The sequence below is a fragment of the Sulfurospirillum sp. HTRB-L1 genome (genome assembly GCF_059415125.1).
On sequence record NZ_JCAHZR010000009.1, the window covers coordinates 1 to 14,812 of the forward strand.

10 protein-coding genes are annotated in these 14,812 nt (G+C 44.9%); 2 read left to right on the forward strand and 8 right to left on the reverse strand.

Annotation, left to right across the window (positions count from 1 at the left end; genetic code table 11):
• The coding region (locus AC5SLM_RS12555) for a cytochrome c biogenesis protein (protein ID WP_495251310.1) at positions 1 to 559 on the forward strand (559 nt) is incomplete at its 5' end.
• A gap of 2 nt (positions 560 to 561) precedes the next feature.
• On the opposite strand, the gene AC5SLM_RS12560 is transcribed toward AC5SLM_RS12555, so the two are convergent.
• The 6 genes from AC5SLM_RS12560 to AC5SLM_RS12585 all read right to left on the reverse strand — a co-directional run bounded on the left by AC5SLM_RS12560 (position 562) and on the right by AC5SLM_RS12585 (position 11,379).
• The gene (locus AC5SLM_RS12560) at positions 562 to 1,800 is read right to left on the reverse strand and encodes a sensor domain-containing diguanylate cyclase (RefSeq protein WP_495251311.1); all 1,239 of its coding nucleotides are present in this window, start codon (positions 1,798 to 1,800) and stop codon (positions 562 to 564) included.
• The gene (locus AC5SLM_RS12565) at positions 1,800 to 2,315 is read right to left on the reverse strand and encodes a YfiR family protein (protein ID WP_495251312.1); all 516 of its coding nucleotides are present in this window, start codon (positions 2,313 to 2,315) and stop codon (positions 1,800 to 1,802) included. Before AC5SLM_RS12565 ends, AC5SLM_RS12560 begins: the two co-directional genes overlap by 1 nt.
• On the reverse strand, positions 2,312 to 4,240 hold the full coding sequence (locus AC5SLM_RS12570) for a TonB-dependent receptor plug domain-containing protein (RefSeq protein ID WP_495251313.1): 1,929 nt from the start codon (positions 4,238 to 4,240) through the stop codon (positions 2,312 to 2,314). Before AC5SLM_RS12570 ends, AC5SLM_RS12565 begins: the two co-directional genes overlap by 4 nt.
• 74 nt (positions 4,241 to 4,314) lie before the next feature.
• Complete coding sequence (locus tag AC5SLM_RS12575) at positions 4,315 to 6,423, reverse strand: putative bifunctional diguanylate cyclase/phosphodiesterase (RefSeq protein WP_495251314.1); 2,109 nt, start codon at positions 6,421 to 6,423, stop codon at positions 4,315 to 4,317.
• Positions 6,420 to 10,643, reverse strand: coding sequence for a PAS domain S-box protein (locus AC5SLM_RS12580; protein ID WP_495251315.1), 4,224 nt, complete (start codon positions 10,641 to 10,643; stop codon positions 6,420 to 6,422). The genes AC5SLM_RS12575 and AC5SLM_RS12580 overlap by 4 nt, the downstream gene beginning before the upstream one ends.
• Positions 10,633 to 11,379, reverse strand: coding sequence for a response regulator transcription factor (locus tag AC5SLM_RS12585; protein WP_495251316.1), 747 nt, complete (start codon positions 11,377 to 11,379; stop codon positions 10,633 to 10,635). Before AC5SLM_RS12585 ends, AC5SLM_RS12580 begins: the two co-directional genes overlap by 11 nt.
• A 253-nt stretch (positions 11,380 to 11,632) precedes the next feature.
• Between AC5SLM_RS12585 and AC5SLM_RS12590 the strand changes: the two genes are divergently transcribed.
• Positions 11,633 to 13,324: a methyl-accepting chemotaxis protein gene (locus tag AC5SLM_RS12590; protein ID WP_495251317.1), complete on the forward strand. Its 1,692-nt coding sequence runs from the start codon at positions 11,633 to 11,635 to the stop codon at positions 13,322 to 13,324.
• Positions 13,325 to 13,363: 39 nt separating this feature from the next.
• Here the strand turns inward: AC5SLM_RS12590 and AC5SLM_RS12595 are convergent, their stop codons facing one another.
• Positions 13,364 to 14,368, reverse strand: a complete 1,005-nt coding sequence (locus AC5SLM_RS12595; RefSeq protein ID WP_495251318.1) for a hypothetical protein — start codon at positions 14,366 to 14,368, stop codon at positions 13,364 to 13,366.
• A 60-nt stretch (positions 14,369 to 14,428) separates the two neighbouring features.
• Positions 14,429 to 14,752: a hypothetical protein gene (locus AC5SLM_RS12600; protein WP_495251319.1), complete on the reverse strand. Its 324-nt coding sequence runs from the start codon at positions 14,750 to 14,752 to the stop codon at positions 14,429 to 14,431.
• Positions 14,753 to 14,812: the final 60 nt, after the last annotated feature.

The window sequence follows — 14,812 nt, forward strand, 5'->3', positions numbered from 1 at the left end:
AGCCAGTTACGGGTTCTTAGGCTTGTGTGCCCTTTTGGGTGCCTTTACCCTTCTTCTGCTCCTCTTGCGTAATCCCAAACGTGAGGATGCAAGGAGTAGGGAGATTGATGCTAACATCCAAGAAGCCACCAAGATTAATGAAATGGCCATGACCCTAGGCTTAAGCTTACTCATTGTAGGAAACTTCTTAGGAGGAGTGTGGGCTAATGAGTCTTGGGGAAGGTACTGGGGATGGGATGCTAAAGAAACCTGGACCTTGGTGACTGTTTTAGTGTATGCCACCATTGGTCACTTGCGTTATGTACCTGGGCTTAATTCCCAGTATGTCTTTGCCGTAGCTTCCATGTTTGCTTATTGGTCGGTCATCATGACCTACTTTGGGGTGAACTTCTACCTCTCAGGCATGCACTCTTATGCCGCAGGTGACCCTGTGCCTATTCCCACCTTTGTCCCTGCCATTGCCCTTGGGATGGTGGTGTTAGCGGTGGTGGGGTATTGGAGAACAAAAAACTCCATTGGAGGCAAAAAGACCCTTACATGTAAAGACCCTTACATGTAAGGCTACTTGGAAGTATAGAGTTTGTAGTTGTTTTTTCCTTGGGTTTTTGCCACATACATTGCTGCGTCTGCTGTGCTAATGAGCGTGGATTTGTTTTGGGCGAGGGCGGGATACTGGCTAATGCCAATGCTGGCTCCTATGTGCACGGAGGTTTCACCTAGGGGGATGGGGCAGGAGAGGGCGCGAATGATTTTTTTGGCAACATTGCTAATGGCTGGGTGTTTGTCGAGGTTTTCGACAATGATGGCGAACTCGTCCCCGCCAATGCGAAAAACGTTGTCATTGTTGCGCAGCGTGTGTTTGAGTTTTTCGCTGACGCTATGCAAAAGCAAGTCGCCCATGGAGTGCCCAAGGGTGTCGTTGACAATCTTAAAATCATCCAAGTCAATTATCATCAAATAACAATAGGTTCCATAGCGCTGAGCATTTTCAATGGCTTGGGTGATGCGTTCTTCAAAGTAATGGCGGTTGGGAAGTCCTGTAACGCGGTCATAATAAGCCAACTGTTGAAGGCTAAGGTCGCGTTTTTTAATCTCAGACACCATTTCGCCAAAAGCCTGAGAGAGATGCCCCACTTCGTCGTTGGTGCCAATGTCTAGTTGTGTTGTGTAATCGTTTTCTGTTGTAATTTGCTTGGTGGCTCTAAGGAGGCGGTCTAGGGGGCCTGTGATGCTTTGGCTAATGCGCCCCGCAAGCAATTTCGCCAGTAAAAAAGCAATCCCTGTCGCCACAAGCGTTGCTGCAACATACCACCCCAGTCGTACGTAAAAACTTTGCAGATTTCCTATGATGTAAATTGTTCCAACAAGGTTTTGGCGCAAAAAAATGGGTTTACCTATGAGAATAGCTCCAAGGGTAACCTCTTCAACCCCTTTGCTTGTGTATTTTTTAGCAAAGTTATTTTTTTTTGGAGAGCTAGAGTCCTTGGCATAGGAAGCTAAAACTGTGCCATCCGTCAAAAGAAGGTGCGCTTCGAGGATGTTGCTAGCACTTCTGAGTGCCCCAAGGGTTTCTATCGCCGCCGCCTTGTCTTCAAAGGCAACAGCAGCAGCGGAAGCATCGCGCATGATATCTGTTTGTGTGTGAATCTCTTGAAGGATGGCGCTTTTGATGGAGATGTATTGGTTGACAAACATGATGGACGCAATCATAAGTACCGCTAGCGCGATGCTTAAAACGTTGGAATAGATGAGTTTTTGGTGAATAGATTTGTTTTCCAAAAATTTTTCAATCAAGGGCATCAGGGGGTTACCTTTTTGGCAAGTCGAAGCAAGCGTGAGCTGAGGGTAAGGTTTGATTTTTGGAGGGTGCCAAGGTTGATGGAAAAAACCAAACGTTCGTTGTGCTGTAGGATTTGAATATGTGCTTGCGCCAAATCTTCATCGTCTGTAACGGTAAGGATGGGCTCTTCGGCGATACTGTTTAAAATGCTTTGGCTGTGTTTGTGTTCATGTTTTGAGAGAAACAAGATGTGGCAAGAGGAAAGATCGCTTCTGGCTTTGATTTGGCGAATTTTAATAGATTGCTTTTCAATCTGCTTTTGTTCTAACGCCACAAAGGCATCATTAAATGTATAATCCCCAAAGAGGCAAACAGTGAAGTCGTCTTTTTGTTTTTGATTTGGCCACTCTGCAAGGAGGGCAAAGTTGTATACATAGGCCGCCTTGAGGGTGTATTCTGGCAAGGTATCTACCGTTTTGGATTGTGCAAAAATACCAGTGGTACATAAAAAAAAGAAAAGGAGAAATTGTTTCATTTGAAGCTGTACTCCATTTCTAACCAAAAAGTACGCCCTTGGTCGCGTAGTGTTGGATGCCCATCAAAATAAGGATAAGCGATGACATTTTCATACCGCTTGTTAAAAACATTGTGTACTTTTAGACGCGTGGCGAGGTTTGGCACAAGGCGGTGCGTTGTGAGAGTGAGGTTCGTAAGCCAGTACGCCGGAGCATAGGTTTGTTCGCTGGTATCCACCAGTCTACGTTTGCTTGTGTAGCGGGTTTCTAATCCTGCGCGAAGGTGCTTTTCCACAAGGGGAAAAGAGAGGTTGAGCTTGATAAGATGGGCGGGCGAGTTGGGTCTTTGGGTGTTAGAGGAGGCATCTTTAGATTCTTGCCAAGCGTAGCTTGTGCGCAAGCGTGTGCTGTTTTCCCACTGTTTTTCAAACTCTAGCTCAAAGCCTTTGGAATGAATGTCGCTCTTATTGTAGCCGTAAATATGGCTAATGGTGTATTGGTAGAGTGAGCCTAAGAGTTTTGCATCCTTTCCTAAGCCTTGCTCTAAGACGAGTTCAAGAGTTTTAACTTGTTCGGGTGTTTTGTGCGCAAGGTTAGACCCATTGGTTTGGCGCTGGGTCTTGCCAGTAGAAAACTTTAATGTGGTCTCTTGGTGCACATTCCATGAAAGCGAGGCATGGGGGCTAAGTACACGCATGGGGATATCGCTTTTTTCATAGCGAAAGCCATAGTTTAGTTTCAAAAATGGGGTGAGCCCAAAATCATCGTAAAGATAGCCACTGTACGTTTTTCTTGGCGTAAAAGTTTCGGTGTAACTTTCATTCCACCAAGCATCCTTGTAAAAATCTTTTCTTACCCACTGGTAGTCATGGCGGTACTCGGCTCCAAAAGAGAGGGTATGGTTTTCAAACCATGTTCCAATCAATTTTACATCCACCCCGCGCCATCTTGCAGTTGTTTCATCGTGCCATATATAAAGAGTGGGGTCCACTTCATCTATAGTGCGGTACTGGTAATGTCCATACCATAGGGATGAGGAAAGCTTTAGGGCATGGCTTAAGTCGGTGTCGTGTTTTAGACGCACAAAAGCACTTTCGTCGCTGATGAAACCAGGGGCACCAATTATCCCATGGGTAGTATACGAAGGGGTGTGTAGGCCACGCTTCGCCCATGCCGCCGTAAGTGAAACCCCTTCATGGTCGGCTTTGAGGAAAAAACGGGTTGTTTTTTCTTTGCTACCTTCTTGCTTGATGGTGTCGTGGCGGTAGTCATCTTGATGGGCATGAAGCACGGAGGCCGATAGAAGGATGTTGACACCGTTGTCAAAGGTTTCGCCAAGGGCGAAGCGTTTTTCTTGAGAGTTAAAACTTCCGTAGCCATAGGCAAGATGGGCACCTGATAGGTCTTGAGCATTTTTGGTGATGATGTTAATGGCGCCAAGGAGTGCGCCGTTACCATAGCCTGTAGAACCGCCTCCAGGGATAAACTCAACCCGTTCTATCAACGAAACATCCAAGAGTCCGTCGTTGGCAAAATAGGCTTGACCATAAAAGCTATCATTTAGAAGGTAGCCATCAACAAAAAGAAGAATACGTCCGGCGTATTCGCCAGGACTACTAAGCCCTCTGCCTCCTAGGAAGCTATAAGAATAATCGTGAGTTAAATGAAGCCCTCGCATGCTAGCAAGGATTTCCTCTAGAGTTTTATAGCCATACTCTTTAATGTCTTGTGCCGTGACAACAGAAACAGCGGAGGCGGCATTGCTTACTTGGTTGGCAAGATGACTAGCGGGAATGTATTTAATCTGAAGTAACTCTTCTAGTGGAATCAGTGTCGCATCGAGGGTATTATTATTTGCCATAGCTACGGGCGTAGCGGCAGCCAGCAACAAGGCGGATAAACAGTAAAAATGTTGTTTAAGGAGCAATGTTGCTTGGCTAATCACTTTTTTCCTAAGGGGGTTAAGTTTTACAAAGACCTAATGTTAACATTCCAGTGGTCATGTTTTAGTCACATAATCTACCCTTGGTTTTTTTTCTTCAAGACGGTGCAATATTCTAAAAGTGCGGAAAAAGGCATGGGTTTGGCAAAGTAAAACCCTTGCACCTCATCGCATCCGCAAGCTTCAAGCAAAGCAACAGTCTCTTTGTCTTCAGCCCCTTCGGCTACAGTTTTAAGGTTAAGACTTTTTGCCATTTGGATGATAGCTTTAACAATGGCGGTATTTTCTGTTTTGTGGGTGACATCTTTTACAAAAGAGCGATCAATTTTTAACTTATCAACAGCGAAGCGCTTGAGGTAGGATAAGCTTGAATATCCCGTGCCAAAATCATCGATAGAAAGTTTTACGCCGAGATTTTTTAGTTTTTGAACGGTGCGAAAAACATGTTCGGTGTCGTGAATTAAAATGGATTCTGTTAGTTCTAATTCTAAACACCAAGGGGCAAAACCAGAGGCGCTTAGGGCGTTTTTGACCGTTTGTTCTAAATCTCCGCGTTTAAACTGGATGGCTGAAATATTGACCGCAACGGTACAGCTTTTTCCTTTGGCGTGCAATAAAGCACCCTGTCGACATGCTTCTTGCAACACCCACTCGCCTATGGGGACTATCAGCCCACTACTTTCAGCAACCGGGATGAAATCTGTTGGGGAAATCATGCCTCGCAAGGGGTGCGCCCAACGCAATAGGGCTTCCACTCCGCTTTCTTGGCGGTTTTTAAGGTTAATTTGCGGTTGATAGTAGAGCTCAAACTCGTTATTTTTAAGAGCCTGCTTGAGGTCATTTTGTACATGTAAGTACTTGGTGACATCATGATTCATCTTTTCTGTAAAGAAGCAGTAAGCATTTCCTCCTGTTTCTTTGGCTTTGTACATGGCAATATCGGCTCTTTGAAGCAGGGTCTCAAAGGTATTTCCATCATTGGGGTAAAGGGTGATGCCAATAGAAACAGTAGTGGAAAAGGTGTGTGCGTTGAATCGAAAAGACCTGTTGAGTGTCGCCGTAAGTTTGTCGGCAATGGCAGAAACATTTTCAGCATCGCGAACGTTTGTGAGGAGGATTAAAAACTCATCACCCCCTTGGCGGCTTACCGTGTCCGTTTGGCGCAAGCATTTTTTAATCTTCTTTCCAATCGCACAGATGATTTCATCCCCTGCGCGATGGCCCAATGAATCGTTGATGGCTTTAAAGTCATCAATATCCACAAAGAGCATGGCTATTTTTGTTGCATTTTGCTCAGCATGTCTAATGGCCTGCTTCATTCTGTCAGCTGCTAAGGTGTAGTTGGGAAAGCCTGTAAGCGTATCGTGATTGGCTAAAAATTCGATTTTTTGTTCAGCTTGTTTTTGCTCAGTAATATCTTTGGCTATGCCCAAAACACCCATGAGTTTACCTTCTTCTGAGTACACGGGTGCCTTTCTTGTTTCCAAAAGCCCTTCTTTTCCTGTGGCGCGATAGACAAGTTTGCTTTCGTAGGTGGTAACAGTCCCTCTTGTAATGACTTCTTTATCTTTTTGGCGAAACCAATCCGCCAAATCACGCTCCCAAAAATCATAATCTGTTTTTCCAATAATTTCTGCTGTTTTTGCTCCAAAAAGCTGTTCAAAGGCGTGATTACATGTAACAAAAACCCCTTCAGTGTCTTTCATCCACACCAAATCAGGAATGGTATTAAGGAGAAAAGAGAGACGGGTGGCGGTACTGGCCAATACTTCTTCGGCTTGTTTTTGTTTGGTGATGTCAAGGGTGATGCCATGCCAAATGACACTCCCATCATTTTGGGCTGAGGGTTGGGAATTGCTTTCAAGCCAGATAAGCCCCCTGGTAGGATGAAGGTAGCGAAAGACAAAATGAAAGGGTGTGAGTGTTTGGGCGGAGTGGTGCATTGCCTCTTTGAACATAACAAGATCTTCTGGGTGAAAGGCGGCGCGTAAGGCGGAAATATCCTCCTGGACGGTTTTGGCGTCCATGCCGTAGATGTGGGTCACATTATCGCTGATGAATAAAAATTCCTCTTTTTTGTTGGCATGGAGTTTGAACGTGTAGGCAAATCCTGGAAGATTTTGAATAATGTTGTTTGCACAAAGGCCAGTGGATTGTAGGTTGCAAAAAGGTGACTTGTAAGTCATGGGTGTTGTCCTGTTGGTGTCAAATGTGACACGGGATTGACACTTGCAAGCAAAATGCCATAGTAATGTTGATTAAATTGAAAATAGGTTCCTTGAATTTTTACATGATGTTTTTCCCCTTGCTTCGTGGTGTGTTGGGTATAAAATGTAAGCGTTTTCCCAAGGGTAATGTTTTGAGCGATGGTTGAGATTTTCTCAGAGCTCATCAATAGGTCAATGGTTGAGACAGGGGTTCCTACTAGCTCCTCTTGGGTATAGCCCAATTGTTGGCAAGCAAGGGCATTAGCAAAGATAATGGTGCTGTTGTGGTCAATCACAAAAAGAGCTGTTCCGAGGTTGTTAATAGCCTCCTGTAAAAGCTCTAACCCCTCTTTGGTCTCTTCTTCTTCGGTAATGTCACGACCCACCAACAAGACGCTTGTCACGTTTTGTTGGGCATCCATTTCTGGAATAAGCCGCACAAGCCCTTGGCGCACTTGAGGAGAGGTGCTTGTAAAAAAATCTGTTTTAAAGACAGATTCTTGCTTGCTATCTACGGTGTAAAAAAAGCTTTTCTTGAAAACAGAGATATCAAGAAGGGAGGAAAAGCTGTCGGGGGTTGTTCCAAGAATTTCCTCATAAGGACGCCCTAAAAGACGCTGCATTTTGGGGTTGGCATAAATGCGGCGACATGCCAAATCGTACCGTGCAATCACATCAGGGGAATTTTCAACCATGGCGCGAAAGGCTTCTTCGCTTTGGACAAGAGCTATTTCGGTTTGCTTTCTTTGCGTTATCTCGCGAGAGAGGACGATAAAGGTTTCTCCCGATGCTTTTTTTGAAGCAGAAAGTTCAAACCACTGCACCGAGTTTTTTAAAACCAATTGGATTGTTTTTCCAAAAGAAGCCCCGTGGGTGCTCGCCTCATGAAGGGCTTCAAAAACCGTCCTCGCAGCTTCTTTGGGGAGGACGTCCGCAATGTTTTTATGGAGTAGTTGCGTTTTTGGTGCTGGCAAAAAGGCTTCATTTTGCGCCCAAATACTCAAGTAATTGCCTTTGCTGTCTAGTTCAAACAGTAAATCAGGAATGGCATTGATGATGCCTTGGTTAAAGGCAAGGGCTTCTTTGAGTTCAGCTGTACGCATTTGAATGCGCTCTTCTAGCTCTTTGTTGAGCTTAGCAAGGGCTTCTTGTGCATGTTTTCGCTCACTGATATCGCGTACAAGTGCCATGTAGTGGTTATCGGATTGTTTTTTGACGACGGAGAGCTCAAACCACCGTTTTCCATCGGGAAAATCAAGAGCATAACAATTGCCAAGAGAAAACCCTTTTATGTCAACTTCTTCCATGGTTTTAAGGGATACCGCTAGGGCGTCTTTAGGTAAAACGTCACGAATATTTTTAGTGAGCAACTTCTCTTTGGTTTCTAGCAACAAAGTCTCTTCACGTCCCCAGATGTTTTGATAAACACCTTCGGGTGTTATTTCAAACAAAAGGTCAGGAATGGTGTTAATGATGCTGTTGTTAAATTCAAGCAGTTTTTCTAGTTCGCGATTTTTTGCACTGCGTTCTGCAGCAATGGCCTCTTGTTCGGTGATGTCTTGAACATGGGTAAGAAAGTACTCCGCCTCCCCGTTTTCTGAGCGCACACACTGTGTAAGCATCTCTACCATGATGAGATACCCTTGTTTGTGAATATAATGTTTTCTCAGGGAGAAAGCATCAAGTTCGCCCCGAAGAACGCGTTCAAATTGCGCATTGTCTTGAACGAGTTTTTCATCAGGATAGGTGATTTCCTCCCACGTTTTAAGAAGAAGTTCCTCACGGGTGTAGCCTAGCATGTCACAGAGTTTGTCGTTGACTTTGAGCCATTGTTTGTTTGGAGAACTAATAGCCATACCTACGAGTTGGCGTTCAAAGAAGAGTTTGGTTTGCTCGTCTTGTTTTTTTACTTCAAGCAAACGGCGCTCAGTGATGTTTCTTACCATGGCCATGTTAAAGGATATGCCCTCATATTCCATGTAATTACTGACAATTTCAATAGGAAAGAGAGTGCCATCCTTATGGCGATGGGTAGATTCTAGGGTGATAATTTTTTGTTTTTTTAGCTCTTCCCAGTGTTCAGACCACTTGTGGCTTGGAAAAACAGGGTCAATGTCTTTTACGCGCATTTGCAGGAGTTCTGTGCGAGAATACCCCAAAGAGCGACAAGCCTCTTGATTGACATATTGGAAGCGCGAATTCTGGTCTATTAAAAACACTCCCTCATGGATGTGCTCGAGCGCAAAGGTTTTGAGCAAAAGGCGTTGGTGTGTTTTTTTGTAGTGTGTTAGGTCGCGAATATTGACAATATAATACAAAAAGGAGTGATGCTCCTCTTCTTTGACTGCTATCACATCCACTTCAACAGGAAAGTGTTCTCCCTCTTTTCTTCGATGGATTGCCTCAAAGGTGTGTTGGCCCGTACGATGAACGGTGTGAAAAATACCCTCTAGCTTTTCTTGCCAATCTTGCGAGAAAAGTAATGCTAGGGGCTGGTGACTTAACTCTTCTTCATTGTAGCCATAAAGAGCCCTGAGGGCAGGGTTCATTAGCGTGAGTGTTTTGCTGTGTGCTTCGTAGATAGCAATCCCCCAGTTGGCCTTTTCAAAAATCTGCGCCCAGTGCCGTAGGTTTTTTTCAACTTCAATATGGTGTTTGATGTCTTTTTCAAGATGGGAAATGCGACTAATGGTGCTTGCCTCAATATCAAAAAGCGTGTCAGGGTCCTTTTGAAGCGCCTCATAAACGTGGTGTGGAAAATGAAGGCTAAAACAAGCTCCCTGAGGAGTGTTTTGCGCTTCGATTGAGCCTTGCATTTTTTGTTCAACGATGGTTTTAGTGATAAAAAGACCAAGCCCAATGTTTTTTTCATGTGAGGTTGTGCCGATGTTAAAAATTGATGCGATAGGCGTTTGCATGATGCCTCCTCCATTGTCCTCAACGGTGACTAAGACATGGTTGAAGGTTTGAGAAATGCTTACATGTACAGTAGGATTTGAAACTTGCCGTTGGATGAGGATATCTTTGGCGTTAAGGATGAGATTGAGGATAGCATGGGAAAACTCATTGGGGTTTCCCAGTAAAAAAATGTGGGATTCTTGAGGTTCATAAACAAGCGCAATATGTTCCGTTTTAAAGGTGTAATTTACCATTTTTTGGATGTCTTCTATGGTTTTAACGGCATTAAATTCGTACTGTTCATTGGCTTGGGATTTAAAAAAAGAGTAAAACGTATCGATAGTTTGAGCAAGATGGGTGATGATGTGGTGGCTTAAATCGATGGCATGGGTTAGTTTTTCTTTGGTAATGCTTCCTTGGAGGACAAGGGAACTTTTAAGATTGGACTGAATGGCCCCAATCTCGCCTAAGGGCTCTTTCCATTGGTGGGTGATGTTGCGGACGAGTTCGCCCACGGAGGTGTAGCGTGATTGGAGAAAAAGCATTTTATTTTGGGTTTTAATCTGCATCATCGCCTTGGCATGTTCGATAGACAAGAGGCGTATTTTGCGGCTTAGTGCCATGGAAAAAACAAGCATTTGCCACGCGATACCCGCTATGAGTAAAAGGTCATGCCAAGGAAGGCTTGGCAATGCATCAAGGCTTCCTAAAAAAGCCCCAAAAGCTCCTAGGGTCAATCCTCCTAAACCAATGAGGTAGTAGGTTGCCAAGTCGGAACGGTGCGGCATGGCAAAAAAACCTAAGAAAAAAGAGAGGGAAAGCGTAAGGAAAAAACCCAAAGCACACAAGGGCTCTCTAAAGTAGAAAAAGCCAAGTAGGGCAAATAAGATGGCAAGAAGAGCAACAAGGCCCGCTGTGCGGTAAAGGGCTAGTGAAAGTGTTTTGATGTTCAAAAAATGTAACGTGAAGACAACCAAAAAACCAATGCTTGCTTGAAAACTTAAAATTTTGATGCTCAGACTAAGGTTTGGATGGTGGGGAAAAAGAAAAAAAAGGTGGTCTTGGAAGGAGAGTGCAAAGGCAAAGAGCGCGCAAATATAGAGGGTGTAAAAGAGGTAGTCTTTTTCCTTGGTGGCAATATATAAAATGCAATTATGAAAAAAGAGTGTTAAAAATATGCCTGCAAAAAGAGAAATCCCCACAACCTGAGGCAAAAGGTTTGGCACCCTTTCACCAACGGAACCGTAAGAAGCCAAAAGGGGCATGGCAAAACCAATGAGCAAAAACAGTTTATGTTTCACAAGAGCCTCGCGTGTGGTATTTTTGAGATGTTTTTGAAGTTTCAACAAGGTAATCCGTATTGATGCGATACCCGATACTGCGTACAGAAAGGATGAGGTCATCGCCAAGTTTTTTGCGAAGGCGCAAGATGAGGTTCTTGATGGCTGAGTCACAAATGGCATCAAGTGGCCACAAGCGACTTGCGATCTCTTCTTTGCTCACAACCAAATGCCGTTTGCTAATGAGTAGCTCCAAAAGCTCATATTCTTTGGGGCCCAAAGTGAGAGGATTCCCCTCGCGGTAGAGCTCTTTCGTGCCAATGTTGTACGTGATATCATCGCCAAAGTGTAACATGCCCAAATCTTTTTGGATGCGCTGCATGGAAGTGCAAATGGTTAAGGTGAGCTGCTCAAATTGCACGGGCTTGGTCAGGTAGCCATCGATGGAAAGATTGGCCGCATGGATGAGCAAATCGCGGTCTGTGAAGCTTGTAAGTAAAATGATGGGTGTTGTGTAGTCGTGTTTGCGAATTTGCTCGACTAACTTCAAGCCGTCTTTGAGGGGCATCTTGATGTCGGTGATGATAAGGTCAGGTTTTTCATCTTCGTAGATTTCATGCGCTTCTTGTCCGTTTTTAGCCGTGTAGACTTTTTGGAACATCATGCTGAGGATTTCAGCGGTTTGTTCGCGCATGACAGCATCATCTTCAGCAAAAAGAACCGTTTTGTTTTTCAATGTAAAAAGGCTGTTCATCATGTGAATCCTTAAGGGCGATAGCTAACTTTCGCATTTTAACACTAAGGAAGTCATGAAACAGTCATGTAACGAGCCAAGATGTGACCATAATGATACTTTATGATAGTAATTCACCCCCCCCCCTTCCGAAAAGAGCGGTGTTTGCGGAAGTATTCAAACACAGTAGCCTGTTGCATGAAAATAGCTGAATGGCCGATAGGTGACCATTGATTTTGTAGAATACGCGTTGAATATTTTTATAAGGGGTGGAATGATGAAAATTTCTACACGTATATTGGTGGCACTTATGCTCTCGCTGGTGGCGCTTGGCAGTTCTATGGCAGTGTTGGCTTATTTGGATATAAACAAAAAGACACAAGCTTTTGTGAACGAATATAAAGCAAGTGCCTACCGTTATCGTGAAGAGGAACTTAAAACCCTCATGAGTATTGCTGGCCAGTTGGCGATGTCTATTTATACGGCGCAAAAAACACAAGGAGCGGATGAGGATACTATTAAAAAAGCCATTTTAGGAAGGCTTGGGGACCTTTTGTTTTTTGATGACAAAAGCGGTTATTTTTTTATATATGAAATGGACGGAACTAATGTCTTGTTTCCTGTCAATAAAACATTGGAAGGGAAAAACCTCATCGACCTCAAAGACCGCAATGGTGTGATGATTATCAAGGAGTTAAACGAGGCGGCCAAGCAAGGTGGTGGGTTGGTGCGCTATGAGTTTCCCAAAGTGAAAGACGGGGAGCCGTTATTAAAATTTTCCTATGCGGTACTGTTTGAGCCCTACAATTGGATGATGGGCACGGGTGTTTATGTGGACGCGGTGGAACAGAATGTTGAACGCATTCAGGGCGCTCTTGAGGAAGAGGTACAAAAAGAGATGGCAGAATTTGCCATCGTGGCCCTTGTGATGCTTTTATTAAGTGCCATTGTAATGGGAGGTGTTGTGAAGCGGGCTGTTTCGATGCCTTTAGAAAATCTCATGAAGCGCGCCGACGCCCTTTCTAGTGGGGATGGGGACTTGACGAAAACCCTTGAAGTTACTGGAAAAGATGAGATTGCATTAGCAAGCACGAGCATCAACCGTTTTATTGAAAAGGTACGGATTCTTGTCAAAGAAGCCAAGTCTCTCTCAGGGGAAAATGCTTCTATTTCCCATGAGCTTTCTTCTACTTCTTTAGAAGTTGGGCGTTCCGTGGAAGCTTCGATGCATATCATCAATACTACCGTTTCTTCGGCGTTGGTGCTTAAAGATGAGCTTGTTCAAGGGGTGGAAGATGCCAAAAGAGGCAAAGAAGAACTACTAAAGGCTAACACTCATCTTACTGAAGCCAACCAATCTATTTTGTCACTTACGGGTGAGATTCAAGAAAGTGCGGCAACAGAGGTGGAATTGGCACGAAAAATTCAACAATTAAGCCACGATGCTGGGCAAGTAAAAGAGATTTTGGTGGTCATTGGTGATATTGCTGATCAAACCAATCTTTTGGCCCTTAATGCCGCCATCGAAGCCGCGCGCGCAGGAGAGCACGGACGCGGGTTTGCTGTGGTGGCCGATGAAGTGCGCAAACTGGCTGAACGCACCCAAAAAAGCCTCCAAGAGATTAACGCTACCATCAATGTCATCGTGCAGTCCATCATAGACAGCAGTGAGCAAATGACGCACAATTCCCAAAAAATAGCCACGTTAGCAACAACCGCTTCGGGTGTTGAAGAAAAAATAAGCACCATGCTTTTTACCATGGAAAACGCAACAGAAGTTTCGGAGTCAACAACACAAAACTACCTCAAGACAGGTGCTGAGATTGACACCATGGCAGACAATGTGGGAAAAATCGGTGAGATTTCTGGGCAAAATGCACGCAGTATTGAGGAGATTGCCTCGGCAGTAGAGCATCTTAACCGTATGACCGAAGCGCTTAACACAAAGCTTGCCGAATTTAGAACGTAAAGTATGTTTTTGGGTGCCAAAAAACCTTGAAAATTAGCCTTACATGTAAAGGTTTTCTTCCTTCTCTAGGGTGCGAAAGGCTGTTTCAAAGAAGAAATTTTGCTCTTCAAAGGCGGCCAGTACCTTGTGTTTGAATTGTTCTAGTGCCCTTTCGCGTTCTTCTTGGGTTTGGATTTCAAGCATGGAGAGGTCGCGGTAGGCGAGGCGATTGGGCTCTAGGGTGGGGTTGTCTTGCTCAATCCACACGAGGTGGGCATTTTCAACGGCACTTACGAGGGTTTCATGAACATTTTTATCCTCACTGGCGTAGGTGCTTAGCCCTTCTTCTAGGGTGATGGTACCGTTTTTGTCTTGGTCTAAATCAAGGGTGTGACCAAGTTCCTCATACACCGTGCGCTTAAAATCAAGAGCTTGTGTGGTGGTGATGTCAGCAGGATTGTGCGCATTAAAGGTGTCGCCATAGGCTTGATAGCGGCGCGCGCCTACGCTTGTACTGATGGCGGTGACGTCTTTGCCTGCGTGTTCGTAGACGAGGTTGTGGTCAAAGCCAAGGCGTAACGCGTTTTGTTCACTCTCGTCAATAGTGCCGTCTTTGTTAACATCCGCTTCGCCGTAGCCTCGCGTGTGGACAATCTCTTTAAGCCAGCCTGCCACGTAGCGTTCAGCTGTGCCATTGAGGCGAACGATGCCATCCTCGCGCGTGAAAACATCCTCTTTGCCAAAGGTGGTTTTGAGGTCGTTTAAGGTGTTTTTGTCGAGTTGGATGACGAGGACTTCTTCGGGGTTGTCGGGGTTGCGAAAGGCAACGAAACGTTGGCCTTCGTCGGGTTTGGTTTGAGGCTTGGTGAGGGTTTCATTGCGCAAGGCCGTTTTGGAGAGACGGTTAAATTGCACCCCTTCTTTGGTGTAGACGTCCCCTTCGAGGCGGGTTTTGACACCAGATTCTAGGAGTGCTTCGCGCTCCTTGGGTTGAAGGTATTGTGAGCCGTTTAAGGGTTTGCTTGCCACCGCGCTAAAGCGTTCAGGGTTTACATGTATTGCCATAATGCTTCCTTTTGATGTCAAGCACATCGGCTTAAAGCGCTAATCCTTTAGAGGGTTGTGTTACAGGTGTGATAATGCTTTATGTTTGTACAGGTTAATTAAACGGGTCGCTTCTGGGCCATTGGCTTGGTGCGTGTGGCCGCCTGAGGTGTAGCGAATCCACAGCGTAACAACACCTGTGGCGTTCATTCTTCGGGCGTACAAGGTTGCGGGATGCCCCAAATACCCCTCACTAATCGTCCCTGTGGCTTGTTTGTACACGGGAGTGTTGAGGGTTGTTTGGTGTTGGTACATCCCGCCTATGTTTTTTCTCAGAGGATGGGCATGGAGCAGTGGGACAAAGAAAAGGAGGGCCAATAGGGCACCGCTTAGAATATTGCGCATCATACACCTTGTTATTGGGTTGGAGTATTAAAAAGGAGGAGCAATAAATGTTCCAAACCT